Source organism: Streptomyces sp. CB02009, assembly GCF_001905825.1.
Taxonomy (GTDB): domain Bacteria; phylum Actinomycetota; class Actinomycetes; order Streptomycetales; family Streptomycetaceae; genus Streptomyces.
The window spans coordinates 1-26,918 of the sequence record NZ_LIVV01000013.1 but is presented as its reverse complement, the minus strand read 5'-3'; the positions used below and the strand labels follow the sequence as shown (position 1 = coordinate 26,918).

Below are 26,918 nucleotides of genomic sequence, written 5' to 3'. Positions count from 1 at the left end.
CAGAACCTCCTCGGGTCGACTCGACGATCAAGCCGACGCGAGGATCAAGACGGTTGTCCCGGGCCCGGGTTCCCCATCCGGGGGAATGTCCGTCTCCGTATGGGCGCCGGATCATCCTCAAGTACTACGCGGTGGTGGGAGATCGTCAGCGAGACGGACGTCGGAGCGGACGCCCGCGTGGGAGGCACGCGGTGCGGGGTCGCTGCCGCAGGGGCCGAGTTGAGGGGCGCGACCGGGCGGAGGGCCGGGCGGCGGCCGGGCGCGGTGGTGCGCCCGGCCGCCGCGGTTGTCAGCCGGCCGGGCACTCCTTCCACGCCAGGTGGTAGACGGTGCTGATGTCACCGTCCGTGGAGTCCATCGTCATGTAGCTGGTGGCGCTCGGGCTCGACGTGCCGGCGTTCACCCGGAGTTCGGTGTTGATGTTGAAGTTGCGCTGGACACCGCAGGGCGCCCACACCAGTTGGGCCCAGTCGGTGTCGTCGGTGGCCTGCCAGTTGTCCTCGTACGGGCCACGGAAGGTGTGCGTGCGGGAAGCCGTGCTGGGCGAGCCCTGGAAGTAGTACGAGGCCTTCTCCGTGCTGCTCGCGCCGCGTTGGAGCGAGGCGTAGCCCCGGTAGTCGGCGCTGGCGATCGCGTACGTGAAGCCCTGCGGCACGTGCACCAGGAGGTTCAGCTGGCAGTTCCTGCGGGCCGCCGTGGGGGACGAGCCGCCGCCCACCTGCGCGAGGTACTCGCTGTAGGTGACGGTGAAGGCGGTGTTGTCCTCGGACACGGCGATGGCGGCGGTGCCCAGGGGACAGCCGGATCCGTTCACGGTGGCGATGTCGATGACGATCCTGTCCGGCGGCGGGTCGACGATCGACCCCGGCCCGGCCTGGGCGGGCAGGGCCGAGGCGAACAGGGCGGCGGCGGCCGCGCTCACGAGCAGGGGACCTCTCATGGTGCTCCCATCCGGTGCTTGGGTTCCCGAGGGGCCGGGACGCACGGGTGCGTCCGGGCCACGGGCGGGGGATGCGGCACGCCGCGCTCAGCGGCGGCGGCCGTCACGGACCTACTGCGGTGGAGACCTGGTGCGCGGTGCGGGAGATCGAGAAGGCCGGGGGTACGCAGTGGGGTAGTCCAACCGGCAATGGTTGAACTATCATGTGTATGAACTCTGTCCGGCCACCCCGCCGTTGTGAGCGGGGATGGTCGAATGCTAGGTGCCCGAGCACCTCGGGGCAGGGTGGCGCCCGGCCATTAACCGCGCGTCGGAGCGCCCTCTTTTGGCGTGGAAGCGCGCATGCCGCCTCTTGACCTCCCTGCGGCGGTCGGAGACGCCCAGACCGTGGCGCTGTCCGTCCGCCGGCCGGCGGGTGGACCGGCGTGCGGACGGACAGCGGGAGCGATCAGTCGACAGGGTGGACCAGTTGGCTGGTCAGTTCGTACCGGGCGCCGACGATCGCCAGGCGGCCCGCACCGATCCGGGAAGCCAGGTCGGGCTCCGCAGCCAACTGCGACCGCACCCGCCGCACCTGTGCCGAGACGGTCGCGTCGACGCGGGCGGCGCCCTCCTGGCTGTGGTCGATCGCGGGTCTGATCCGGTCCGCGAGGTACTGGATGTGTACGGGAAGGCGCTCTCCCGTCTGCTCCGCGCGGACGGCCGCGGACACGGCGCCGCATGACTGGTGGCCGAGCACCACGACGAGCGGGATGCCCAGCTCGAGCACTCCGTACGCGATGCTGCCGAGCACCGCCTCGTCGAGGACCTCTCCGGCGGACCGCACGGTGAGGAGGTCACCGAGGCCCTGGTCGAAGACGAGCTCGGGCGCGACGCGGGAGTCGATGCAACCGAGCACGACGGCGAACGGGTGCTGCCCGGCGACCATCTCCCTCCGGACGGCGAGCGACTCGTGCGGGTGCCGCTCGTGGTGGGTGCGCCAGCGCCGGTTGCCCGCGTTCAGCTCGCGTAAGGCCGCCGCGGGTGTGGTGGGCCGCGGCTTCCCTTGCGCCCGCGGTGTCGCCGATGCCGCGGGGAGGTCCCAGGCCCATGACCCTGCGGTCAGGGCCGCTCCGGTGAGGGCGGTGCGCAGCAGTGTGCGACGTGAGGAGGAAGTGGCCTCGGAGGGGCCCTGGGCTATGTGAGGTTCAGCGGAAGAAGGGGTCACCTCAGGAACGTACGACCGCATGAGGTCGCCCGGCCTTCCCTTGCTCAACGCTCAGCACGTCTTTGACAACTCTTGAGGCCACACCGTCCGGGAGCGTTCCGGCTGTATGTCCCCCGTCACCGCCTGGCGGGGGACCTGGTCGGCAGGTGTGCCGCCCGGGCGGATTCCCTGTCCCGGATCGCGGCGACTCAGGTGGAGACCCGGTCCTGGAGGGCCGACTGCCAGGCGGGGGCGGGGGTGGTGGGCTTGCTCTCGGGGCGCCGGCCTCCCTGGGCGAAGAAGTCGACCAGCGGCAGCAGGGCCGCGCCGACGGTGACGGCCTCCGGGCCGAGGGTGCCGAGACCGATGCCGGTACGGCTGGCGGGGTAGCTGAGCGCGTACTCCTTCGCGTAGCCGGAGACGGTTTCGAGGAAGCGGGTGCCGAGCTGGAGGCCGGCCCAGCCGCCGACCAGGATGCGCTCGGGCTGGAAGAGGTTCATGAGGTCGGCGAATCCGGCGCCCAGGTACTCGGCGGTCTCCGCCAGGACGGCGAGCGCCGTGGCGTCCGGCTCGGTCCGCGGCGCCGTCCCGGGGTCCGCTCCCGGCTCCGTCCCGGGATTCGTCCCGGGTTCCGTCCCGGGTTCGGCCGGGTAGGCCGCGGCCAGCATCGCCGTCAGTGCCGTCTCCTCGTCCGCGCCGGCCGGGGGCACCCCGCCGGCCTCCCGCCACCGCTCCAGGAGGGCCTCCGCCCCGGCGTACGCCTCCAGGCAGCCCTGGGCTCCGCAGCGGCAGCGGCGCCCCCGCACCCGTACCGTCAGATGGCCCCACTCGATCGCCCGGCCCGGCCCCATCGGATCGGTGACCACGCACGCGCCGACACCCGAACCGAACAGGACCACCACCGCGCTGCGCGCGCCCCGGCCGGCGCCGAACCACATCTCGGCCTGGCCCAGGGTCTTGGCACCGTTGTCGATCCAGTAGGGGACGGTCTCGGGGAGGTCGACGGCGGCGCGGAGGAGGCGTTCGAAGGGGACCGCGTCCCAGCCGACGGTCTGGCCGTGCACGACCGCGCCGTCCTCGGGGGTGCGGGCGACGATGCCGGGGACGCCGACGCCGACGCCGATGAGGCGGTCGGCGGGCACCTCCGCGAGGCGCAGCACCTCGGCGATGCCCTCGCGGAGGTGGTCGACGACGAGGTCGACGTCGTAGCGCGCCGTGCGGGGGCCCGAGGGCGCCAGCGGGCGCTCGGTACGGGCGAGTTCGGTGAGGGTCAGGTCGAACAGCTCGATCCTGACCCGGGTCTCGCCGATGTCGACGCCGATCATGAAGCCGCTGGCGGGAGTGATCCTGACGAGGGTGCGGGGGCGCCCGCCGGCCGAGTCGACGCTGCCGGCCTCCTCGACGAGTCCGTCGGCGACGAGTTCGGCGACCACGTTGCTGACGGAACCGGAGCTGAGCCCGGTCGCGGGGCCGAGCATGAGGCGGCTCATCGGGCCGTCGAAGTACAGCCTGCGCAGAACGGCGGTGCGGTTCTCGCGCCGCAGGTCACGCACCGTGCGGCCAGTTCTCGCGTGCACTTTGGTCCCCGTCTCTGAAGTCGTTCGTTGCAACATACCCGCAGTACAAGCCTTGACGCGACCTTCTCATGGGGTTTAACTCACATCCTAAATTAAGCCGATGTTACGGCGAGGCCTCCAGGCGCCCACCACATCGGCGATCCCCTCGTCCCCGAAAGGGCCCAGGAGCCATGCGCAGAGTCAGAGCCGCTGTCACCGGAGTCGTCACCCTCTCCCTCGCCTTCACCGCCACCGCCTGCGGCGGGGGTGAGAGCAGCGAGTCGACGCCGAAGACCCTCACCTACTGGGCCTCCAACCAGGGCGCCAGCCTGGAGGTCGACAAGAAGGTCCTGCAGCCCGAGCTCGACCAGTTCGAGAAGGAGACCGGGATCAAGGTCAAGCTGGAGGTGATCCCGTGGTCCGACCTGCTCAACCGGATCCTCACCGCGACCACCTCCGGCCAGGGCCCCGACATCCTCAACATCGGCAACACCTGGAGCGCCTCGCTCCAGTCCACCGGTGCCCTCCTGCCGTGGGACGCGAAGAACCTGGAGGCCATCGGCGGCAAGGACCGCTTCGTCGACTCCGCACTCGGCTCCACCGGCGTCGCCGGCAAGGACCCGGCCGCCGTCCCGCTCTACTCCATGGCCTACGCGCTCTACTACAACAAGAAGATGTTCAAGGAGGCGGGCATAGCCAAGCCGCCGACCACCTGGGACGAGGTGATCGCGGCCGGCAAGAAGCTCAGCAAGGACGGCAAGGCGGGCATCGGGGTCGAGGGCTCCAACCTCTCCAACAACATCCACCAGGTCTTCGTCCTCGGCAAGCAGCACGGCGCCGACTTCTTCACCGCCGACGGCAAGCCCGACTTCACCTCCGACGGTGCCGTCGCCGCCGTCAAGCAGTACATCGACCTGATGGCCGCGCAGAAGATCGTCGCCCCCGGCAACGCCGAGTACGCGCAGAACCAGTCCCTCAGCGACTTCGCCAAGAACAAGACCGGCATGGTCCTGTGGCAGACCCCGTCGCAGACCTTCTCCGCGCAGGGCATGGGCCCGGAGGAGTGGGGCGTGGCTCCCGCCCCGGTCCCGTCGGGCAAGCCCGGGCAGGGCGCCCAGACCAACTCGATGGTCGCCGGCATCAACCTGGCCGTCTTCAAGAACACCAAGAACCTCGACGGCGCGCTGAAGTTCGTGAAGTACATGACGAGCGACGAGGAGCAGGTCGTCCTCAACAAGTCGTACGGTTCCGTGCCGCCGGTCAAGAGCGCCCAGAAGGACCCCGCCTTCGCCGACCCGTCCCTCACCGTCATCCGCGACACCCTCTCCACCAGCGCGGCGGCCCTGCCGCAGGTGCCCGAGGAGTCGCAGTTCGAGACGGTCGTGGGCACCGCGGTCAAGGAGCTGTTCGCCGACGCCGCCGCCGGCCGCCCGGTGACCACGGAGTCCGTGAAGGCCAAGCTCGAAAAGGCCCAGCAGCAGATGCCCAAGAAGTAGGCCGCCCCACCATGACCGAAACCGCCGTCGCTCCCACGACCGAGCCGGCGGTGCGCAAGGCCACACCCGGAGGGGCACGCGCACCACGCCGCTCCGGGCGTCGCCGCATCGCACTGCCCTACCTGCTGCTCCTGCCCGCCCTGCTCCTCGAACTCCTCGTCCACCTCGTGCCGATGCTCATGGGCATCGCCATGAGCTTCAAGGAGCTGACCCAGTTCTACATCCGGAACTGGGGCGAGGCTCCCTGGTCGGGCCTGGACAACTACACCGTCGCGATCGACTTCGACGCCCCCGTCGGGCAGGCGCTCCTGAAGTCCTTCCTGACGACCTGTCTCTTCACCTTCCTCTCCGTGGGGCTGTGCTGGTTCCTCGGGACGGCCGCCGCGATCTTCCTCCAGGAGAACTTCCGGGGCCGCGGCTTCCTGAGGACGCTGTTCCTCGTCCCGTACGCCCTGCCCGTCTACGCGGCCGTGATCACCTGGGCGTTCATGTTCCAGCGGGACAACGGCCTCATCAACCACGTCCTCCACGACCAGCTCGGCATCGGCGACAGCCCCGCCTTCTGGCTCATCGGCGACAACGCCTTCTACACGCTGCTCGTCGTCTCGGTGTGGAAGGGCTGGCCCTTCGCCTTCCTCACCGTCATGGCCGGGCTGCAGAACATCCCCCGGGACATGTACGAGGCGGCGGCGCTCGACGGCGCCGGCGTCTGGAAGCAGATCCGGCACATCACCCTGCCGTCGCTGCGCTCCGTCAACCAGGTCCTCGTGCTCGTCCTGTTCCTCTGGACGTTCAACGACTTCAACACGCCGTTCGTGCTCTTCGGCAAGGCGGCGCCCGAATCCGCGGACCTGATCTCGCTGCACATCTACCAGTCGTCCTTCCAGACCTGGAACTTCGGCACCGGCTCGGCCATGTCCGTGCTCCTGCTGCTCTTCCTCCTCGTCGTCACGGGCGTCTACCTCCTGCTCACCAGCCGCGGAAGGAAGACCTCAGATGTCTGAGCACGCATCCCGGCGCGCGGCTCCGCGCTCCCCCATGGCGGCGCCCCGCTCGTTCCTCTGGGCGCGGCGGATCTTCCTCACCCTGCTCACCGCGTTCGTGGTGCTGCCGGTGTACGTCATGGTCTCCAGCTCCCTGAAGCCGCTGGAGGACGTCTCGGGGAAGTTCGAGTGGTTCCCCTCCGGGCTCACGCTCCGCCCGTACGTCGACATCTGGGAGACCGTCCCGCTCGCCGACTACTTCATGAACTCGATCGTCGTCGCGGGCGCGGCCACCGTGTTCTCCGTGATGGTCGCGATCTTCGCCGCGTACGCCGTCAGCCGCTACACCTTCCGCGGCAAGCGGGTCTTCACGGTCACGGTGCTGTCCACGCAGATGTTCCCCGGCATCCTCTTCCTGCTGCCGCTCTTCCTCATCTACGTCAACATCGGCAACGCCACCGGCATCGCGCTGTTCGGGTCCCGTGAGGGCCTGATCCTCACGTATCTGACCTTCTCGCTGCCGTTCTCCATCTGGATGCTCACCGGCTACTTCGACTCGATCCCGCGCGAGCTCGACGAGGCGGCCAAGGTCGACGGCTGCGGGCCGATCAGCGCGCTGTTCCGCGTCATCGTCCCGGCCGCCTCGCCCGGCATCATCGCCGTCGCCGTCTACGCCTTCATGACCGCCTGGGGCGAGGTCCTCTTCGCCTCCGTCATGACCAACGACACCACCCGCACGCTCGCCGTCGGTCTCCAGGGGTACGCCACCCAGAACGACGTCTACTGGAACCAGGTGATGGCCGCCTCCCTCGTGGTCAGCGTCCCCGTCGTGGTCGGCTTCCTCCTCCTCCAGCGCTATCTCGTCGCCGGCCTCACCGCAGGCGCGGTCAAGTGACGTCCCTCTCCACACCCATCACGAAGAGGTTCCCCGTGTCCGAATCCACCGACTCCCGCACCACGCTCGACCTGGAGGCCTTCCCGCCGGACTTCTCCTGGGGCACCGCGACCTCCGCCTACCAGATCGAGGGCGCCGTCGCCGAGGACGGCCGGGCCCCGTCCATCTGGGACACCTTCTCCCGCGTCCCCGGGGCGATCGACAACGGCGACCACGGCGACACCGCCTGCGACCACTACCACCGCTGGCCTGAGGACGTCGCCCTGATGAAGGGCCTCGGCACCGACGCCTACCGGCTCTCCGTCGCCTGGCCGCGTGTCCTGCCCGGCGGCGACGGACCCGTCAACGCGCCCGGACTCGACTTCTACGACCGGCTCGTCGACGGACTCCTGGACGCCGGCATCACGCCCTCCGTCACCCTCTACCACTGGGACCTGCCGCAGGCCCTCCAGGACCGGGTGACGGACAGCCGCGGCGGCTGGACCGAGCGGGCCACGGCCGAGCACCTCGCCGCCTACGCCTCCGTCGTCGCCGAGCGCCTCGGCGACCGGGTCACCCAGTGGGCCACGCTCAACGAACCGCTCTGCTCCGGCTGGATCGGGCACCTGGAGGGGCGGATGGCCCCGGGCCTGACCGACCTCACCGCCGCCGTCCGCGCCTCGTACCACCTGCTCCTCGCCCACGGGCTCGCCACCCAGGCCGTCCGCGCCGCCGCGCCCGGCGCCCAGGTCGGCCTGGTCACCAACCACTCCACCGTGGCGCCCGCCTCCACCCGGCCCGAGGACATCGCCGCCGCCGCCCGCGCGGACGGCCACACCAACCGCTGGTGGCTCGACCCGGTGTACGGCCGCGGCTTCCCCGCCGACATGCGCGAACTGTACGGAGTCGAACTGCCGGAGAAGCCCGGGGACCTGGAGACCATCGCCGCCCCGCTCGACTGGCACGGCCTCAACTACTACTTCCCGGTCACCGTCGCCGACGACCCGACGGGGCCAGCGCCCTACGCCCGCGAGGTGCGCCTCCCCGACGTACCGCGCACCGGCATGGACTGGCAGATCGACGCCGGCGGCCTCGAGGCCTTCCTGCTGCGGCTCACCGAGGACTACGGCGTACGGAAGCTGTACGTCACCGAGAACGGCTCGGCCTTCCCCGACACCGTCGGCCCCGACGGCGCGGTCCACGACCCCGAGCGCACCCGCTACCTGGAGCAGCACCTCGCGGCCTGCGCGAGCGCCCTGCGCAAGGGCGCCCCGCTCGCCGGGTACTACGCCTGGTCGCTCCTGGACAACTTCGAGTGGGCCTACGGCTACGACAAGCGCTTCGGCCTCGTCCACGTCGACTACGCCACCCAGCGCAGGACCGTGAAGACGAGCGGACGCCGGTACGCGGACATCGTCCGCGCCCACCGCGAGGCGAACGCGGGCTGACCGGACGCCACGTCGCGCACCTCCGGAAGGCCGCCCCGGCACCACCGGGGCGGCCTTCCACGGGTCTCCCCCTCTCCCCCTCTCCCCCTCTCCACCTCACGCTGCCCAACCCCCCTCCCCTTCGTCGGCATCCCCCGCAGGAGTGTCCATGGCCGCCGGCTCCGTGCCGTCCCCGCCACCGAGGTCCGGCCGAGGCGACGAGCTCGCCGCCGCACGGCTCCGCCGCGTCCTCGGCCCGGCGGCGGTCGTCCGGGAGACCGCCCTCAGCGGCGGCCTCTACAACTCCGCCCGGTTGCTCGAACTCTCCGACGGGCGGCGCCTGGTGCTCAAGACCGCGCCCGCGGCGAGCACCCCCGCCCTCACCCACGAGCGGGGGCTCCTCGGCACCGAGGCCCTCTTCCACCGCCTCGCCGCCACGACGGGCGTCCGGGTGCCGACCGTCCTGCACCATGAACCCGCCGGTCCCTGCGCCCCCGCGGAGTGGCTGCTCCTCTCCTACGTCGACGGCACCACCTGGCACGCCGGGCGCGACCGGATCGCCCCGGCCGATCGCGCGGCGCTGCGCCGTCGGCTGGGCGCGTGCCTGGCCCGGATCGCCGCCGTGACCGGTCCGGCGTACGGCTACCCGCAGCCCGCCGCTGGGCTCTCGGCCCCGGACTGGCCGGCCGCGTTCACCGCCATGCTGCACGCCGTCCTCGCCGACGCTCACCGGTTCGATGTCGCCCTGCCCGCCCCCACCGGGTTCCTCGCGGGGCTGCCCGTACGGTTCGGGCACCGGATCGCCGAGGTGCGCCGGGCCGCGCTCGTCCACTTCGACGCCTGGGAGGGCAACGTCGTCCTCGCCCGCGACGGGGAGGGTCCGTGGCGCCTGAGCGGGCTGATCGACGGAGAGCGCGCCTTCTTCGGTGATCCGCTGGCCGAGCTCGTCGGAGTCGATCCGCTCGGCGCGGCCGAGGACGACACCGACCTCCTGGCCGGGTACCGCTCCGTCGCTCCCGCCCTGACCCTCGACACCGGCGCCCGCGTCCGCCTCGCGCTCTACCGGGTCTATCTCGCCCTCGTGATGCGCGTGGAGTCCGTCCCCCGCGCCTACGGAGGAGAGTTCGCGGCCTGGCTCGACACCTGGTCCGCCGACCGTGTCATGGAGCAGCTCGCCGTCCTCGACGCCCTGGAGGCGTGACGGACGGGAGGCGACCGGCGGGAACGGGCTCCGTGCCCGGCGCGGGCCCGCCGTCACGGGACGGTCAGGCGGACTCGCGTACGACCAGCACCGGTGCGAACACCTTCGCGGTGGTCCCGGCCGGGGCGCCGTCGAGCTGCTCGACGAGGAGTGCGGCCATCGCGGCCGCCATGCGCTCCACGGGCTGGCGCACCGTGGTCAGCTGGGGCCGGGACTTCCGCGCCGCCACCGAGTCGTCGAAGCCCACCACGGCCACCTGGCCGGGGACGGAGACCCCCTGCTCACGCAGGTACTGGCAGGCGCCCTGCGCCATCAGGTCGTTGGCGGCGAACACGGCGTCGATCTCCGGGTGGTCCTTCAGGAGCCTCGCCATGGCGCGCCTGCCGCTCTCCACCGTGAACCGGCCCCGTACGACGGGGACCGCCGTCACCCCGTGCGCCGCGAACGCCTCCCGGAAACCGTCGAGGCGTTCGTCCGCCGTGGGGGCGGTGACCGGCGCGGCGATGGTGGCCGGGCGGCGCCGGCCGACCGACCACAGGTGCTCCGCCGCGAGGCGTGCGCCGGCCGGGTTGTCGAGGTCGACGTAGCCGCACCGCTCTCCGTCGCGGGGGCGGCCGAAGAGGACCGTGGGCAGGCCCGCCTCCACCAGCATCGACGGGAGCGGGTCGTTCTCGTCCAGCGGCACGACCAGGGCTCCGTCCGCGCCACCCTGCCGCAGGTACTCGACGAGCTGGGCCCTGGCCTGCTCGGACTCGGCGACGAGCAGCACGGGCTGGATCGCGCGGCGGCGCAGGACCGGCAGGACGCCGTCCACGACGCGTCCGAAGAACGGGTCGGAGAACACCCGGGCGGTGAAGGACCGGCCCGTGGCGGAGAGGACCAGGGCCACGGTCCCGGTGCGCCGGGTGACCAGGGAGCGGGCCGCCTGGTTGGGCGTGTAGCCGATGCGGGCGATGGCCTCCTGCACGCTCCGCTGGATGTCGGGGGCCACGTTGCGCACGCCGTTGACGACGCGGGACACCGTCGCGCGTGACACCCCCGCCTCGCGTGCGACGTCTTCCAGAGTCGGTCCTCGATTCCCCACCTGCGCACCTTAACGGTGTCGTGTGTCCGGTGGGAGGACGGTCCACGCCTGGCCGGAAACGGTTGGCGTCGACACTTAATGAAAGCCAAAAGAAAAGTCATGTCATACGCCTTGACCGCCAACTCGCCCTGCGGGCAAGGTTTCGGGAGAGCGCTCTCCCACGTTTCCCCCATGTATCCAGAGGAGACCCCATGTCTTCCCTCGGGTCCCCGCCGGTCTTCCGGCGACCCGCCTCACGCGTCCGCCGGGCCACCGTCGGCGCACTTGTCACCTCGCTGGCCGGCAGCCTCCTCGCCCTCGCCCCCGCCACGACGGCGCAAGCGGCCCCCACCCTGCTCTCCCAGGGGAAGACCGCGACCGCCTCCTCCACCGAGGGCGGTGCCTTCTCCGCCTCCGCCGCGGTCGACGGCGACCTCACCGGCACCCGCTGGGCCAGTGCCTGGCAGGACGCCCAGTGGATCCAGGTCGACCTCGGCAGCAGCGCCACGCTCAGCCACGCCGTCCTCACCTGGGAAGCGGCCTACGGCAAGAGCTACGACATCCAGGCCTCCGAGAACGGCACCGACTGGCGGACGGTCACCACCGTCAGCGCGGGCGACGGAGGCACCGACAACGTCACGCTCTCCGGCACCGGCCGCTACATCCGTATGAACGGCCTCACCCGGGCCACCGGATACGGCTTCTCCCTCTGGGAGTTCCAGGTCTTCGGCACCACCGGCGGGACCGGCCCGACGCTCCCCGGCGGCGGCGACCTCGGCCCCAACGTGCACGTCTTCGACCCGGCCACCCCCGGCATCCAGGCCAAGCTGGACCAGGTCTTCCAGGAGCAGGAGTCGGCCCAGTTCGGCAGCGGCCGGCACGCCTTCCTCTTCAAGCCGGGCACGTACAACGGCCTCAACGCCCAGATCGGCTTCTACACCCAGATCGCCGGCCTCGGTCTGCGCCCCGGCGACACCACCATCAACGGTGACGTGACCGTCGACGCCGGCTGGTTCAACGGCAACGCCACCCAGAACTTCTGGCGCGGCGCCGAGGGCCTGACCCTGAACCCGGTCAACGGCACCGACCGGTGGGCCGTCTCGCAGGCCTCCTCGTTCCGCCGCATGCACGTCAAGGGCGGCCTCAACCTGGCACCGAACGGCTACGGATGGGCCAGCGGCGGCTACATCGCCGACTCCAAGATCGACGGCCAGATCGGCAACTACTCCCAGCAGCAGTGGTACACCCGCGAGAGCACCATCGGCGGCTGGTCCAACAGCGTCTGGAACCAGACCTTCTCCGGCGTCGAGGGCGCCCCGGCCACCTCCTTCCCGGAGCCCCGCTACACCACGCTCGACACCACGCCGGTCTCCCGCGAGAAGCCGTACCTCTACCTCGACGGCAACGAGTACAAGGTCTTCGCCCCCGCCAAGCGCGTCAACGCCCGCGGCACCAGCTGGGCCAACGGCGCCCCGCAGGGCGAGTCGATCCCGCTGAGCCAGTTCTACGTGGTCAAGCCGGGCGCGACCGCCGCCACGATCAACCAGGCGCTGTCCCAGGGCCTGCACCTGCTGTTCACCCCGGGCGTCTACCACGTCGACCAGACCATCAACGTGAACCGGGCGAACACCGTCGTGCTCGGCCTCGGCCTCGCCACGATCATCCCGGACAACGGCGTCACCGCGATGAAGGTCGCCGACGTCGACGGCGTCCGCCTGGCCGGCTTCCTGATCGACGCCGGCCCGGTCAACTCCCCGACCCTGCTGGAGCTCGGGCCGCAGAACTCCTCCGCCGACCACGCCGCCAACCCGACCACCGTGCAGGACGTCTACGTCCGCATCGGCGGCGCCGGCGCGGGCAAGGCCACCACCAGCGTGGTCGTGAACAGCGACGACGCCATCATCGACCACACCTGGGTGTGGCGCGCCGACCACGGCGAGGGCGTCGGCTGGGAGACCAACCGGGCCGACTACGGCGTCCGCGTCAACGGCGACGACGTGCTCGCCACCGGTCTGTTCGTCGAGCACTTCAACAAGTACGACGTCGAGTGGTACGGCGAGCGCGGCCGCACGATCTTCTACCAGAACGAGAAGGCGTACGACGCGCCGAACCAGGCCGCCATCCAGAACGGCGCGACGAAGGGGTACGCGGCCTACCGGGTCGACGACTCCGTGAACACCCACGAGGCCTGGGGCCTCGGCAGCTACTGCAACTACAACGTGGACCCGAACATCCGCCAGGACCACGGCTTCAAGGCACCCGTCAAGCCGGGCGTGAAGTTCCACAGCCTCCTGGTCGTGTCGCTCGGCGGCATGGGCCACTACAACCACGTCATCAACGACACCGGGGCGTCCACGGTCCCCGCCGGCACCTCGACCGTGCCGTCCACCGTCGTCTCCTTCCCCTGACGGTCCCGCCGGGACGCGCCCCGTGAGGCGCGTCCCGGCCTTCTCACCCCTTCCGGGCGGCGCCCAGTCCCCGCCGCGCCGCCCGGAAGGCGATCCCCCCTCCCCCCCTCCGTCCAGGAGCGTCCATGACCGCGACCCGTACCCCCACGACACGAAGGCGCGCCCGCGACCGCGCCCGCACGACAGGCTCACTCGTCTCCCTGGGTGCCCTGCTCGCCACCTCGGCGACCGCACTCACCGCCGCACCCGCCGCCGCCGCGGAGACCCTCCTCTCCCAGGGGAAGACCGCCACCGCCTCCTCGAACGAGGGCGCCGCCTGGGCCGCCTCCGCCGCGTTCGACGGCGACCTCACCGGAACCCGCTGGGCGAGCCAGTGGAGCGACGCCCAGTGGATCCAGGTCGACCTGGGCAGCAGCGCGGACGTCAGCCGCGTCGTCCTGAACTGGGAGGGCGCCTACGGCAAGGCGTACGACATCCAGCTCTCCGACAACGGGTCCGACTGGCGCACCGTCAAGTCCGTGACCGCGGGCGACGGGGGCACCGACGAGCTGGCGGTGACCGGCAAGGGCCGCTACGTACGCCTCCAGGGGATCACCCGGGGCACCGGCTACGGCTACTCCCTGTGGGAGTTCCAGGTGTACGGCGGCGGATCCGCGCAGCCCGAGCCCGGCGGAGCCGTCCGCGTGAGCGGTACGCAGGGCAACTGGCAGCTGACGGTGGGCGGGCAGCCGTACACCGTCAAGGGTGTCACCTGGGGCCCCTCGATGGCCGACGGCCCCCGCTACATGCCGGATGTGAAGTCCATGGGCGTCAACACCGTCCGCACCTGGGGAACCGACGCCGGCACCAAGCCGCTGCTCGACGCGGCCGCCGCCAACGGCGTCAAGGTGATCAACGGCTTCTGGCTCCAGCCGGGCGGCGGCCCGGGCTCCGGCGGCTGCGTCAACTACGTGACGGACACCGCGTACAAGAGCACCATGCTCACCGAGTTCGCGAAGTGGGTCGACACCTACAAGTCCCACCCCGCCACCCTGATGTGGAACGTCGGCAACGAGTCCGTCCTCGGCCTGCAGAACTGCTACAGCGGCACCGAGCTGGAGGCCCAGCGCAACGCGTACACGACGTTCGTCAACGACGTCGCGAAGAAGATCCACTCCATCGACCCCGACCACCCCGTGACCTCCACGGACGCGTGGACCGGCGCCTGGCCCTACTACAAGCGCAACGCGCCCGACCTGGACCTCTACTCGATGAACGCCTACGGCGACATCTGCGGGGTCCGCGAGGACTGGGTGGAGGGCGGCTACACCAAGCCGTACATCATCACCGAGACCGGACCGGCCGGCGAATGGGAGACCCCCAAGGACGCCAACGGCGTCCCCGACGAACCCACCGACGTCCAGAAGGCCGACGGGTACACCAAGGCCTGGAACTGCGTCACCGGCCACCAGGGCGTCGCCCTCGGCGCGACCGTCTTCCACTACGGCACCGAGCACGACTTCGGCGGCATCTGGTTCAACCTGCTCCCCGACGGCCTCAAGCGCCTCTCGTACTACGCCCTCAAGAAGGCGTACACCGGCTCCACAGCCGGGGACAATACCCCGCCGGTCATCAGCAACATGACGGTCACGCCCGCCGGATCGGCTCCCGCCGGCGGCGAGTTCACGGTCCGCGCCGACGTCCGCGACCCCGACGGCGACGCCGTCACCACCAAGATCTACCTGAGCGGCAACTACGCCAACGGCGACAAGCGCCTGATCGACGCGCAGTACCGCCCGCTCGGCAACGGCGCCTTCGCCGTCACCGCGCCCGAGAAGCTGGGTGTGTGGAAGGTGTACGTCCAGGCCGAGGACGGTCGCGGCAACGCCGGCATCGAGACCAGGTCCGTCAAGGTCGTCGCCCCGCCGGTGGCGGGCACCAACATCGCCCTGAACCGGCCCACCACCGCCTCCTCCGCCCAGGCCTCCTACGGCGACTGCCCCTGCCCGGCGGCCAACGCCACCGACGGCAACACCGCCACCCGCTGGGCCAGCGACTGGAGCGACCCGCAGTGGATCCGGGTCGACCTCGGCTCGGTCCGCTCCTTCAACCGCCTCCAGCTGGTCTGGGATCCGGCCTACGCCCGCGCCTACGAGGTCCAGGTCTCCGACAACGGCGACACGTGGCGGACCATCCACGCCACCACCACCGGCAACGGCGACATCGACACCATCGAGACCGGTGCCACCGCACGGTACGTCCGGCTCCAGCTCACCGCACGCGGCACCGGCTGGGGCTACTCGCTCCACGAGTTCGGCATCTACAGCTGACCCCCTGAGGAGAACGAGGAGAACACGATGAGAATCCGCGGCCGGACCCTGTCCGCCTTACTGCTCAGCGCCGCACTGGGCGTCTCCGCCCTGACGGTGAACACCTACACCGCGGCCGCCGCCCGCGGGGAGACCACCGCCCCGGCCGCGAGCGCCCACGGGGCCCACGCGGCGGGCGCCGCCCAGGGCCATGTCATGGCGGCCTCCGCGCTCCCCTCGGGGGACGACGCCGACGGCGACGGCTACATCCCGGCCGTTCCCCAGGTGACCGGGGTGACCCCGTCCACGGCCACCCCTCCCCCGGCCTACCACCACGAGTTCCAGGCCGGCTGCTCCGTCACCCACACCGCGCCGGACGACCCGATCGTCTACCCGGGCCAGTTCGGCAAGTCCCACGACCACACGTTCATGGGCAACACCTCCACCGACGCCGCCAGCACCACCGCCTCGCTCTACGGAGGCAGCACCACCTGCAAGGCGCCCGCGGACGCCTCCGCGTACTGGATGCCCTCGCTGTACAAGGGCGACCAGAAGATCCTGCCCGTCGGCCCGCAGGTCATCTACTACAAGGCCGGCGTCACCGACTACCGCAGCGTGCGGCCCTTCCCCAAGGGTCTGCGGTTCGTCGTCGGCAACCCGATGCAGACCGCCGAGGAGTTCCGCGCCCACAAGGGCTTCGTCGAGGGCTGGGAATGCGGTGACAGCTTCTTCAACACCGACATCCCGGCGAACTGTCCGAGCCGGCCCGACGTCCAGCTGAACCTGCGCATGCAGGCCCCCAGCTGCTGGAACGGCCTGTACCTCGACACCCCCGACCACAAGAGCCACATGGCGTACCCGGTGGTCAAGCCCGGCACCAACGACAACATGTGCCCGGCCTCCCACCCGGTCGCCCTGCCGATGATCGAGTTCAAGATGGCGTGGCCCGTCAACGGCGACATGAGCCAGGTCCGCCTGGCCAGTGGCCGCGGCTACTCCTTCCACTACGACTTCTTCAACGCGTGGGAGGAGCGCACCCTCAAGGCCCTCGTCGACCACTGCATCGTCGGCGGCCTGCAGTGCGACACCCGGGGCTTCGACCTGTACCGCCCCGAACGCGGTGTCGTGCTGGACGAGAACCACCGCCTGCCCTGACCCGTCACCCGCACCCGGCCCGGACGCCCGCGAGGGCGCCCGGGCCGCTTTCCCGTCCGCCTCACCGCACCAGGAGGACCCCGTGACCGCCCCCGCCCCGTCCGCCACCGCCCACCACGACGCGCTCATCGACCTCCTCCCCCCGCACTTCCGCTTCGGCGCCGCCACCTCCGCCTTCCAGATCGAGGGAGCCACCGCCGAGGACGGCCGCACCCCGTCCATCTGGGACACCTTCTGCCGTGTCCCCGGGGCCGTCGACAACGGCGACACCGGTGACGTGGCCTGCGACCACTACCACCGCATGCCCGAGGACGTCGCCCTGCTCGCCGCCCTCGGCCTGGACACGTACCGCTTCTCCGTCTCCTGGTCCCGCGTCCAGCCGCACGGGCGCGGCCCGGTCAACCCGGCGGGGATCGGCTTCTACGACCGCCTCGTCGACGAGCTCCTCGCGCACGGCGTCACCCCCTGGCTGACCCTGTACCACTGGGACCTGCCCCAGGAGCTCCAGGACGCCGGCGGCTGGCCCGCCCGCGACACCGCCCACCGCTTCGCCGACTACGCCGAACTCGTCCATGAGCGCCTCGGTGACCGTGTCACCCACTGGACGACCCTCAACGAACCGTTCTGCTCGGCCGTCCTCGGCCATGTCGAAGGCGTCCACGCGCCCGGTGGCCGCTCCTTCGCCGACGGGGTGCGCGCCGTGCACCATCTGCACCTCGCCCACGGTCTCGCGGTCCAGCGCCTGCGCTCGGCCGCCCGCCGGCCCCTCGACCTGGCCGTCACCCACCTCCTCGGCACCAGCCGGCCCGCCACCGACTCGGCGGCCGACCGCGAGGCCGCGCGGCGGGCCGACGCCCTCGGGTTCCGTTTCTACCTCGACCCGATCCTGCGCGGCCGGTACCCGCAGGACCTCGTCGACGACCTGGCCGCGCGTTCCGTCGAGATCCCCGTCGAGGACGGCGACCTGGAGGTCATCTCCAGCCCCGTCGACACCCTCGGCGTCAACTACTACCGCTCGATGCGCACCTCGGGGGTCGACGAGAACGGCGCCACCACCGACGCGCGCGGCCTCCCCGTCACCCGGAACCTGCCGCACGGCGACCTTCCGGTGACCGGCCTCGGCTGGGAGGTGATGCCGCACGACCTCACCGACCTGCTGCTGCGCATCTCGCGCGACTACCCCGGCACACCGATGGTGGTCACCGAGAACGGCGCCGCGTACGAGGACGTCCCCGACGCCCACGGCTTCGTCGAGGACACCGACCGCACCGCCTACCTGGCGTCCCACCTCGCCGCCGTGGCCGAGGCCCGCTCCCGGGGCGCCGACGTCCGCGGCTACTTCGCCTGGTCGCTCCTGGACAACTTCGAGTGGGCCTACGGCTACGACAAGCGGTTCGGTCTGGTCCGCGTCGACTACGCCGACCAGACCCGCACGCCCAAGCGCAGCGCGCTGTGGCTGCGCGACACGGCGCACCGCGTCCGCGCCGGCGCCCACGGCTGACGTTCCGGAATCGGCCCGAGGAGCGGAGGGGTCACGCCTCCCGGTCCCGGGTCTGATCCTCCTGCTGCTCCCTGGTCTGCTCCTCGCGTCCGATGCCCGGGCGCTGACGCTTGGCCCGGTGGCCATCCGCGCCCGCCCGGTCCGAGTCACCGGCGCGGTCCCGGTCACCGGCGCGGCGCGTCACGGCCGCTTCGGCCGCCTCGCGCGCCTCCTTGTCACCGCTCTCCCCCTCGGCGTCCGCCGGAGTCGTGGGAGCGGTGCGGCGCTGCCTCGCGTCCTCGTTTCCTCGTTCCCTCACGGGGTCCTCCTTCCACCACGGCCCTACGGGCCTCCTCATCGGTCCGTGCTCTCGTCCGGCGCGGTCCAGGAGTCGCGCCTCGCCTCAGCCGCCGGCGGCTGTTGGACTCCGGCGGAGGCCCTTCTGCGCGCCACGCGGCGGGAGCCCCACCAGAAGGCCCCGATCAGGAGGACGGCCACGGCCACTCCGATCAGCAGCAACAGCAGGGCCGGGGAGCCGGACGCGGCCAGTTCGGAGGCGGTGGCAGTGGAGAAAGGCATGGGGCACCCTTCCTGTCGAGAGCGGAACGAACCGTCTGAGTTCCGCGACTACCCCCCGGAATCGGAATCAATCACCGGTCCGCCGGGGCGACGGAGGCGAGCGCTATGCCCCGGCGTCGAGGTGCGGGAAGCGGAACTCCGTGCGCCGGTGGGCGGTCGTGCCGGGGCGCAGTACCGCGCTGGGGTACTCGGGCCGGTTGGGGGCGTCGGGGTAGTGCTGCGTCTCCAGGCAGACCGCGCTGTGGCGTTCGTGGGCGCGGCCCGTCCCGTCGGTGAGGGACCCGTCCAGGTGGTTGGCGGTGTAGACCTGCACTCCCGGTGCCGTCGTCCACACCTCCATCACGCGGGTCCCGGCCGGCGCCGTGAGCCGGGCGGCGTACCGCAGCGGGCCCGGCTCCCGTCCCGGGAGCGTCCAGCAGTGGTCGTACCCGTCGGCCCGGCTGATCTGTGCGTCGGTCGAGCGGACGCAGTCGCCGAGGAGCCGGGGGGACGTCAGGTCGAACGGGGTGCCCGTCACGTCCTGGACGGGGCCGAGCGGGATGCCGTCCTCGTCGACCGGCAGATAGGCCCCGGAGTCGATCTGGAGCGTGTGGCCGAGGACGTCGCCGGTGCCCGCCAGGTTGAAGTAGGCGTGGTTGGTGAGGCTGACCACGGTCGGGCGGTCGGTGCTCGCCGTGCAGTCGACGGAGAGCGTGCCGGCGGAGTCGAGGGAGTAGGTGACGGTGACGTCGAGGGCGCCAGGAAACCCCATGTCGCCGTCGGGACTGTGCAGCGAAAGCCGGAGTGAGGCCGTGTCGCCGTCGGTGAGCGGGCGGGCGTCCCACACCCTCGAGTCGAAGCCCTGGGGACCGCCGTGCAGGGCGTGACCGCGATCGTTGAGGGGGATGTGGTGCGTGGTGCCGTCGAGGGTGAAGCGGCCGTGGGCGATGCGGTTGGCGTAGCGGCCGATCAGCGCACCGAGGTAGGGGCCCTTCTCGGCGTACTGGTCCACCGAGGTCAGCGAGAGGACCACGTTGGCCGTCCCGCCGTCGGTGTCGGGCACGCCGAGGGAGTGCAGGACGCCCCCGTACGTGAGGATCTCGGCGTACACGCCGGAGGTGGATTCCAGCCGCCAGAGGACGACCTCCTCTCCGCTCGGGGCGGTGCCGAACGGCCGGTGGCGGATGGTGGGTCGGAGCATGGCGAGTCCTCAGGGCGAGCGGATGACCGGTCGTGACGGGTGGGAACCGCGCACGACGAACGGTGAGGGGCTGACGGTGGCGTGTGCGCGGCGGGCGGCGGGCCGTGGCCGTGCGGGGTGGGTGACCGGAGGGTCCGCGGGTCAGGCGACCGGTGCGGACGGGCTGTCGGCGCCGGACCGGGCGTCCGTGCGGCCGCCCCCGGTGGACTCCCTGACGACCAGCTCGTACCCGGGGCTGATCCTGCGCGGCTCGGAGTCCGAACGGCCGCTGAGCCGCTCGACGAGGCGGTCCACGGCGAGGCGGGCGATGGCGTGCTTGTCGGGGGCGACGGTGGTGAGGCTGATCGCGCCGAAGCGGCTCTCCTCGATGTCGTCGAAGCCGACCACGGCGATGTCGTCGGGGACGCGGAGGCCGCGTTCGATGAGGGTCCGCATCGCGCCGAGGGCGATGAGGTCGTTGTACGCGAAGACCGCGTCGGGCCGCTCCCCCCGGTCCAGGAGCGCCGACATGGCCGCCGCGCCGTCGGAGCGGCCGTAACCGTCCGTGGCGACGATGAGCGTCTCGGCCGGCTCCAGGCCGGCGGCGACGAGCTCTTCCCGCCAGCCGCGCAGCCGCAGGTGGGCGGGCTGCCGCTCGCGGTCGGTGCGGGAGCCGAGGAACGCGATGCGGCGGCGGCCCAGGCCCACGAGGTGGCGGACCGCCTCGCGGGCCGCCGCCACGTTGTCGATGGCGATCTGGTCGTACGGCGCCTCGTACTCGCGCTCGCCGAGCAGCACCAGGGGGGAGGTCTCCTGCCGGGCGACCAGATCGGCGGTCTCCAGGTGGATGGGGCTCAGGATCAGCCCGTCGATGACATGGGAGCGGAACTCCTGGCACACCAGCAGTTCCCGCTCCCGGAGCCCCGCGGTGTGGTCGACGAGGACGGTGTAGTCGTGCTGGGCGGCGGCGTCGATGATGGCGCCGGCCAGCTCCGCGAAGTACGGGTTGCCGAGCTCGGGCACGGCGAAGGCGATGATGCCGGTCCGCCCCTTGCGCAGATGGCGGGCGGTGAGGTTCGGCCGGTACCCGAGCTCGTCGATGGCCTGCTGCACCTTGGCGCGCATCTGGGGCGTGACGTGGGGGTAGTTGTTCACGACGTTGGACACGGTCTTGATCGACACGCCTGCCCGCTGCGCGACGTCCTTGAGGCTGACGCCCACGGCACTCCTCCGGTTCGGCTCTGGGTCGGTTCTGGATCGGCTCTCGGGCACGGCTCTGGAACGGCTCGGGTTCGAGCATGATCCGTCCCCCGTCAGACGGTACTTCGGCTCCGCGACAGGTACCGCTGCGCGACCACGACGAGGATGAGGAACCCGCCGCTCACCACCGACTGGTACGAGGAGTTGAGGGTGCCGATCTGGTTGATGAGGTTCTGGATGACGGCGAGCAGCAGCACCCCCCAGAGGGTGCCGCTCACCGAGCCGGCGCCGCCGACCAGCAGCGTTCCGCCGATGACGACGGCGGCGATCGCGTCGAGCTCCATGCCCGCGCCGATGATCGTGACACCGGAGGAGAGCCGGGCCGCGTTGACGGCCCCCGCGAGGCCCGCGAGGAGACCGCTCAGCAGGTACACCGTCACCTTGGCGCGGGCCACGGGCAGGCCCATCAGGGTGGCCGCGTCGCTGCTGCCGCCGACGGCGAACAGCGTCTGGCCGAACGAGGTGCGCTGGAGGACCAGCCCGCCGGCGGCGAAGAGGGCGAGCGCGAGGAGGATCGGGTAGCCGAAGCCTCCGATGCTGCCCTGGCCGAGCTCCGCGAACGCCGAGCCCTTGGGCACCAGGTAGGTGGTGGCGCCCTCGTCGGTCAGGGCCAGCAGCAGTCCGCGCGCGCCGAGGAGGGAGGCGAGCGTGACGATGAAGGGTGCCATTCCGGCCCGGGCGATCAGCAGGCCGTTGATCAGGCCGATCGCCCCGCAGGCCCCGAGCGGTACGAGGAGCGCGGGCAGGATGCCCCACTGGGAGGCCCAGGCGGCGAGCACCCCGCCCAGCGCGAAGACCGAGCCGACGGACAGGTCGATGCCACCGGTGATGATCACCAGGGTCATGCCGAGCGCGACGACGGCGAGGAACGACGCCTGCACCGTCACCCCCCGCGCGTTGTCGAGGGTGGCGAACGTGGGGTAGACGAAGGAGGCGATCAGGACGACGAGGAGCAGGACGGCGAGGACGCCCTGGCGCTGCACGAGCGCGGCGAGCCGTTCCCGGCCGGAGACGTCGGCCCGCCCGCGGTCGGCGGCGGTACCGCTCCCGGTGGGCGCGGAGGGCGTGGTGCCCGTCCCCGGTGCGGCGAGCGAGGAGGTGGGGTTCATCGGGATCGGCGCTCCCGTGCGACGTAGACGGCGGCGATGATGATGGCGGCCTGGGCTATCTGGGCGGTGGAGTCGGGCAGGTCGTGCTTGACGAGCGTGGCGCGGAGCAGCTGCATCAGCAGCGCGCCCGCGACGGTGCCGAGCACCCGGATGGATCCGCCGCTGAGCGGGGTTCCGCCGACGACCACCGCGGTGATCGCGGACAGTTCCATGAGGGTGCCGAGGGAGGACGGGTCGCTGGCGGTGAGCCGGGCGGTGGCCAGGATGCCGGCGAGGGCGGCGAGCACCCCGCACAGGATGTACACGCCGGTCAGCACCCGCTTGACGGGCAGTCCGGAGAGGGCTGCGGCGGACCGGTTGCCGCCGATCGCGACGACCTGGCGTCCGAAGGTGGTCCGGTGCACGAGGAAGGCGACCGCGAGCGCCAGTACGGCCGCGATCAGGACGACCAGCGGGATGCCGAGGAGGCTTCCGGTGCCCAGTGCCAGCAGGTCGGGGTTGACGATCTGCTTGAGCTGGCCGTCCGCCATCACCAGCGCGATGCCGCGTCCGCCGACGAAGAGGGCGAGCGTGGCGACGATGGGCTGGAGCCCGACGACGGACACGAGGGCGCCGTTCACCGCTCCGACGACGGCGCCGGCGAGCAGCGCGATCAGCAGGGCGGGCACGAGGCCGTAGCCCAGGTACAGCGGCAGGAGTGCCGCGGCCAGCGCCATGGCCGACCCGACGGAGAGGTCGACTCCTTCGGTCCCGATCACCAGGGCCATGCCGAGGGCCACGATGACGATCGGGGCGACCTGGATCAGCTGGGTGCGGAGGTTGTCGACGGTGAGGAAGTGCTCGGTGAAGAAGGCGTTGAACAGCAGGAGCGCTGCCACCGCCGCGTACACGCCGTACTCCTGGAACCAGGCCGGGGCGCTGCGCCGTACGGGGGCGCCGACCGGCGGCGCCGCGGTCACCTGGGTGGTCATCGGGGGTCCTCCTCGGCGCCCTCGGCACGGCCCGTGGCCGCGGCCGGGACGGCGGTCTCGGGTCGGACTGCGGTCTCGGCCGTGCTTGCGGTCGCGGGCCGGCCTGCGGTCCCGGGCCCGGTCTCCGTGCGCGCGTCCTTCTCGGTTGTCGGTGCTGTCGGTGCTGTCGCCGCCGCCGGGGAGTGGTCCGCGAGTACGGCGAGCAGCTCGTCCTCCGACATCTGGTCCCCGGTCAGTTCGCCGGCCGTGGCCCCGTTCCTCAGGACGACGATCCGGTCGGAGCCCTCGACGAGCTCCTCGATGTCGGACGAGATCAGGAGGACGGCGAGGCCCTCCTGGGCGAGTTCGTCGATGAGGGCCTGGACCTCGGCCTTGGCGCCGACGTCGATGCCCCGGGTGGGCTCGTCGAGCAGCAGGACCTTGGGTTCGAGGCACAGCCATCGGGCCAGGAGCACCTTCTGCTGGTTCCCGCCGGACAGTTCGCCGACCTTCTGCTCGGGGCTGGACGCCTTGATCCGCAGCCGCTTCACGAAGATGTCGACGACACGGTCCTGCTGCGCGCGGGAGACTATGCCCGCGCGCGAGAGGCGCGGCAGCGCCGCGAGCACGATGTTCTCGCGCACCGAGAGGCCGGGCACGATGCCCTCGGCCTTGCGGTCCTCCGGCAGGAGGCTGATCCCGGCGCGGATGGCGCTCGCCGAGGACATCCGGTCGAGCGGCGCGCCGTCGACGGTGATCCGCCCGGTGTCCAGGGGCAGGGCACCGGCGAGCGCCTTCGCCGTCTCGCTGCGGCCGGAGCCCAGCAGGCCTCCCAGGCCCAGCACCTCCCCCGGGTGCAGTTCCAGCGAGATGTCGTCCAGCTGGTGCCTCCTGACCATGCCGGTCGCCGTGAGGACGGGCTTGCGGGCGATGTCGTGGCCGTCGCCCGCGAAGCTCGTCGTGCCGTGCCGTCGGACCTCGGACAGTTCCCGGCCCAGCATCATGGAGACCAGCTGCATCCGGTCGAGGGCGGCCAGGTCGCCGGTGTGGATGTGCCGCCCGTCGCGGAGCACCGTGACCCGGTCGCAGATGCGGTACAGCTCGTCCATGCGGTGGCTCACGTAGACGACGGCGATGTTCTGCCGGCGCAGGTCGCCGATCACCCGGAACAGCGTCTCGACTTCGCGCGGCTCCAGGGAGGAGGTGGGCTCGTCCATGACGACCACGTGCGCCTGGACCGACACCGCGCGGGCGAGCGCCACCATCTGCTGGGCGCCGATGCCGAGGGTGTGCAGCGGACGACGGGGGTCGACGCGGACGCCGAAGCCGTCGAGCAGGGCCGCGGCCTCGGCGTGCATCCGCGGGAAGTCGATCAGACGGAGACGGGTCCGGGGCTCGCGGCCGAGGAAGATGTTGCGCGCCACGCTCATCAGCGGAACCAGGTTCACCTCCTGGTAGATCGTTGAGATGCCGGCCTGCTGCGCCTCGAACGGGCGCGAGAAGTGGACGGGGCGGTCCGAGAGCAGCAACTCGCCGCTGTCCGGGCGGTGCACGCCCGTGAGCACCTTGATCAGGGTGGACTTGCCCGCGCCGTTCTCGCCGACGAGCGCATGCGTCTCGCCGGCGCGGAGCGTGAACGACACGTCGTCGAGGGCCACGACGCCGGGGAATCGCTTCCCGACGCCGCGTGCCTCCAGCACCGTCGGCGCGACGGACGGCCCGGTGCCGATCGTCGCGGACGGGGCCGCTTCGGGGGGTGCCATGAGCGTGGCCTTCCGGAGATGGTTCGAGTGGGTGGGATGGGGTGGCGGGGTGGGGTGCGGTGCGGTGGTACGCGGGGTGTCCGGGCGGGTTGTCCTGGCGGGGGCGGTCACCACGGGGCCCGGGCGGGGCCGGTCACCACGGGCGGGGAGGTCCCGTGGTGACCCGCGTGGCCCCGGTGTTCCGTGATGACCGTGTGGCCCCCGAGTCCCGTGGTGACCGCGTAGCCCCCGGGGTTCCGTGCGCCGCCCTCGGCCACCGCTCCAGCGAGCGCGGCGACCGGGGGCGGCGTCGTCGTGTCAGTACGCTCCGCCGAGGGACGCCTTGGCGTTGGCGGGGTCATAAGCGCGGTCCGCGATGATGACGTCCTCGGGGATGCCCTCGCCGGCGTAGAACTTCTGGGCGGTGGCGAACGCGAGGGGTCCGAAGCGCGGGTTGGACTCGATGACGGCGTTGAGTTCACCGTTGGCCAGGGCCTGGACGGCGTTGCGCGTGCCGTCGATGGAGACGACCTTGACGTCCTTGCCGGGGGCCTTGCCCGCCGCCTTGAGCGCGGTCACGGCACCCAGGGCCATCTCGTCGTTCTCCGCGTAGACCGCCGTGATGTCGGGCTTGGACTGGATGAGCTGCTCCATGACCTGCTGGCCCTTGTCGCGGGCGAACTCGCCGGTCTGCTGGGCGACGATCTCGATGCCCGGCGCCTGGGCCGCGATCTGGTCGACGAAGCCCTTGGTGCGGTCGGTCGTGACGCTGTTGCCGGAGGAGCCGAGCAGGATGGCGACCTTGCCCTTGCCGCCCGTCGCCTTGATCATCGCGTCGGCGGCGCGCTTGCCCTGCTCGACGAAGTCCGAGCCGAGGAAGGCCAGGTAGTCCTTGCAGGCGGTCGCGTTGACCTTGCGGTCGATCGTGAGGACCGGGACCTTCTTCGCGGCGGCCGCCTGGAGGGCCGGCTCCAGGCCGTCGGAGTTGAGCGGGGCGACGATCAGGAACTGCGCGCCCTGGGCCAGCATGTCCTGGATGTCGCTGATCTGCTTGGAGAGCTGCGACTGCGCGTTCGTGGTGAGCAGCTTCTTCACACCGATCTTGGCGGCCTCGTCCTTGATGGACTGCGTCTCGGCGATGCGGAACGGATTGGCCTCCTTCTCCGACTGGGAGAAGCCGACGACCGCGTTCTTGAGGTCCAGCTTCGGAGCGCCGTACGCGGTGAGTGAGCAGCCGGAGCCGGTGGCCGCCGACGCCGTGGGGGTCTGGACGACCTGTGCGCCCTGACTGCTGTCTCCGCCGGCCTGGTCGGAGGTCTCGGACTTGGCGCAGCCGCTCAGTGCCAGTGTGGCGGTGGCGACCACGAGACAGGCGACGGACAGCGCGCGGGATCTCTTCGGAAGGGCCATGTCAAGACACTCCTTGGCGGGGGACAGCACCGCCGAGTGGCGTGCGGTCGCGCGGGGATGGGAAACGTTGTCAGCCCGTCAGGAAGGCTGTGCCTGCCTGGCAGAGATGAGCCTGAACTGGGGAAACTCGGCCTCGACGCCCTGAGTGCGACTGGGCGGCGTCGGCGGCTTTACAACGTTATAACTGCGCCGTGGAGCACACGGCAAGAGGTCGGCGCGACGTTTCCTGAATGCGCTCTCAAGCGGCAACCCCGCAGCGTCGCCCCGATGGTGAGGTGCGGTCAGCGGAACGGTGCGAGGGGTCTGGACACCGGCCGGACGGCGTGCTGTCATTCCGCTGCACGCCGATTTCCAACGTTGGAATGACAGCCGGTCGGCCATCCGTGCCCGCACCGTGTCGGGCTCGGCCGCCGTCTGCCTGACGCCGCCCGGGCGACCGCCCGACCGCCCGAGCGGCCGTGCGCCGGCCGTACGACCGCCGTACCGCCACCGCACGACTGCCGCACGACGTCCCGTACGGCCTCCGCGCGACACTCTGCGACCGCCGCACGTCGGTCGTACGGGCGCACTCCCGCCGCCGGGACGCCGGCACACCGTCGCGGCGACCGTCACCACGTCAGCCTGCCCACCCACCCACCCACCCACCCACCCA

Annotated in this window: 21 protein-coding genes; 9 read left to right on the top strand and 12 right to left on the bottom strand. The window is 71.6% G+C overall.

The annotated features are described in order from the left end of the window. Nucleotides 1-289 precede the first annotated feature (289 nt). The 3 genes from AMK27_RS37305 to AMK27_RS37295 all read right to left on the bottom strand — a co-directional run bounded on the left by AMK27_RS37305 (nt 290) and on the right by AMK27_RS37295 (nt 3,703). Entirely contained in the window at nt 290-940 is a 651-nt protein-coding gene (locus AMK27_RS37305; protein WP_073918362.1) for a DUF4360 domain-containing protein, read from the bottom strand. Between the two features lie 448 nt (nt 941-1,388). After that, nucleotides 1,389-2,168 carry a carbonic anhydrase gene (locus AMK27_RS37300; protein WP_073918359.1) on the bottom strand — a complete coding sequence of 260 codons (780 nt, stop codon included), beginning with the start codon at nt 2,166-2,168 and terminating at the stop codon, nt 1,389-1,391. Between the two features lie 167 nt (nt 2,169-2,335). Continuing rightward, nucleotides 2,336-3,703, bottom strand: a complete 1,368-nt coding sequence (locus tag AMK27_RS37295) for an ROK family transcriptional regulator (protein ID WP_073918356.1) — start codon at nt 3,701-3,703, stop codon at nt 2,336-2,338. A gap of 170 nt (nt 3,704-3,873) precedes the next feature. Between AMK27_RS37295 and AMK27_RS37290 the strand changes: the two genes are divergently transcribed. From AMK27_RS37290 to AMK27_RS37270, 5 genes are all read left to right on the top strand, one after another. Continuing rightward, nucleotides 3,874-5,178: an ABC transporter substrate-binding protein gene (locus AMK27_RS37290; RefSeq protein ID WP_073918354.1), complete on the top strand. Its 1,305-nt coding sequence runs from the start codon at nt 3,874-3,876 to the stop codon at nt 5,176-5,178. A gap of 11 nt (nt 5,179-5,189) precedes the next feature. Then, nucleotides 5,190-6,182 (top strand): carbohydrate ABC transporter permease, encoded by a 993-nt coding sequence (locus tag AMK27_RS37285; protein WP_073918351.1) that lies wholly within the window; start codon nt 5,190-5,192, stop codon nt 6,180-6,182. Nucleotides 6,183-6,216: 34 nt separating this feature from the next. After that, nucleotides 6,217-7,056 carry a carbohydrate ABC transporter permease gene (locus tag AMK27_RS37280; protein WP_073918348.1) on the top strand — a complete coding sequence of 280 codons (840 nt, stop codon included), beginning with the start codon at nt 6,217-6,219 and terminating at the stop codon, nt 7,054-7,056. A 35-nt stretch (nt 7,057-7,091) separates the two neighbouring features. Further along, a complete protein-coding gene (locus AMK27_RS37275; protein WP_073918346.1) occupies nt 7,092-8,483 on the top strand; it encodes a GH1 family beta-glucosidase in 1,392 nt (463 codons plus the stop codon). Nucleotides 8,484-8,631: 148 nt separating this feature from the next. Beyond that, nucleotides 8,632-9,663: a phosphotransferase gene (locus AMK27_RS37270; RefSeq protein ID WP_079188754.1), complete on the top strand. Its 1,032-nt coding sequence runs from the start codon at nt 8,632-8,634 to the stop codon at nt 9,661-9,663. A gap of 64 nt (nt 9,664-9,727) precedes the next feature. On the opposite strand, the gene AMK27_RS37265 is transcribed toward AMK27_RS37270, so the two are convergent. Then, nucleotides 9,728-10,747, bottom strand: a complete 1,020-nt coding sequence (locus tag AMK27_RS37265; protein WP_073918343.1) for a LacI family DNA-binding transcriptional regulator — start codon at nt 10,745-10,747, stop codon at nt 9,728-9,730. Between the two features lie 191 nt (nt 10,748-10,938). On the opposite strand from AMK27_RS37265, the gene AMK27_RS37260 reads away from it, so the two are divergent. The 4 genes from AMK27_RS37260 to AMK27_RS37245 all read left to right on the top strand — a co-directional run bounded on the left by AMK27_RS37260 (nt 10,939) and on the right by AMK27_RS37245 (nt 18,078). After that, complete coding sequence (locus tag AMK27_RS37260; RefSeq protein ID WP_073918340.1) at nt 10,939-13,134, top strand: discoidin domain-containing protein; 2,196 nt, start codon at nt 10,939-10,941, stop codon at nt 13,132-13,134. A gap of 125 nt (nt 13,135-13,259) precedes the next feature. Next, nucleotides 13,260-15,443 (top strand): discoidin domain-containing protein, encoded by a 2,184-nt coding sequence (locus AMK27_RS37255; protein WP_073918338.1) that lies wholly within the window; start codon nt 13,260-13,262, stop codon nt 15,441-15,443. A 27-nt stretch (nt 15,444-15,470) separates the two neighbouring features. Beyond that, nucleotides 15,471-16,577, top strand: coding sequence for a DUF1996 domain-containing protein (locus AMK27_RS37250; protein ID WP_073918336.1), 1,107 nt, complete (start codon nt 15,471-15,473; stop codon nt 16,575-16,577). 82 nt (nt 16,578-16,659) lie between these two features. Next, the gene (locus AMK27_RS37245; protein WP_073918333.1) at nt 16,660-18,078 is read left to right on the top strand and encodes a GH1 family beta-glucosidase; all 1,419 of its coding nucleotides are present in this window, start codon (nt 16,660-16,662) and stop codon (nt 18,076-18,078) included. A gap of 31 nt (nt 18,079-18,109) precedes the next feature. Here the strand turns inward: AMK27_RS37245 and AMK27_RS37240 are convergent, their stop codons facing one another. From AMK27_RS37240 to AMK27_RS37205, 8 genes are all read right to left on the bottom strand, one after another. Then, the gene (locus AMK27_RS37240; RefSeq protein ID WP_073918330.1) at nt 18,110-18,376 is read right to left on the bottom strand and encodes a hypothetical protein; all 267 of its coding nucleotides are present in this window, start codon (nt 18,374-18,376) and stop codon (nt 18,110-18,112) included. A 35-nt stretch (nt 18,377-18,411) separates the two neighbouring features. After that, nucleotides 18,412-18,636 carry a DUF6479 family protein gene (locus AMK27_RS37235; protein ID WP_073918327.1) on the bottom strand — a complete coding sequence of 75 codons (225 nt, stop codon included), beginning with the start codon at nt 18,634-18,636 and terminating at the stop codon, nt 18,412-18,414. A 103-nt stretch (nt 18,637-18,739) separates the two neighbouring features. After that, nucleotides 18,740-19,816 carry an aldose epimerase family protein gene (locus AMK27_RS37230; RefSeq protein WP_073918324.1) on the bottom strand — a complete coding sequence of 359 codons (1,077 nt, stop codon included), beginning with the start codon at nt 19,814-19,816 and terminating at the stop codon, nt 18,740-18,742. 141 nt (nt 19,817-19,957) lie between these two features. Then, a complete protein-coding gene (locus tag AMK27_RS37225; protein ID WP_073918321.1) occupies nt 19,958-21,016 on the bottom strand; it encodes a LacI family DNA-binding transcriptional regulator in 1,059 nt (352 codons plus the stop codon). A gap of 92 nt (nt 21,017-21,108) precedes the next feature. Further along, the gene (locus tag AMK27_RS37220) at nt 21,109-22,164 is read right to left on the bottom strand and encodes an ABC transporter permease (protein WP_073918318.1); all 1,056 of its coding nucleotides are present in this window, start codon (nt 22,162-22,164) and stop codon (nt 21,109-21,111) included. Beyond that, a complete protein-coding gene (locus AMK27_RS37215) occupies nt 22,161-23,135 on the bottom strand; it encodes an ABC transporter permease (protein WP_073918315.1) in 975 nt (324 codons plus the stop codon). Before AMK27_RS37215 ends, AMK27_RS37220 begins: the two co-directional genes overlap by 4 nt. Continuing rightward, nucleotides 23,132-24,877, bottom strand: coding sequence for a sugar ABC transporter ATP-binding protein (locus AMK27_RS37210; protein ID WP_079188753.1), 1,746 nt, complete (start codon nt 24,875-24,877; stop codon nt 23,132-23,134). Before AMK27_RS37210 ends, AMK27_RS37215 begins: the two co-directional genes overlap by 4 nt. 297 nt (nt 24,878-25,174) lie before the next feature. Further along, a complete protein-coding gene (locus AMK27_RS37205) occupies nt 25,175-26,266 on the bottom strand; it encodes an ABC transporter substrate-binding protein (protein WP_073918312.1) in 1,092 nt (363 codons plus the stop codon). Nucleotides 26,267-26,918: the final 652 nt, after the last annotated feature.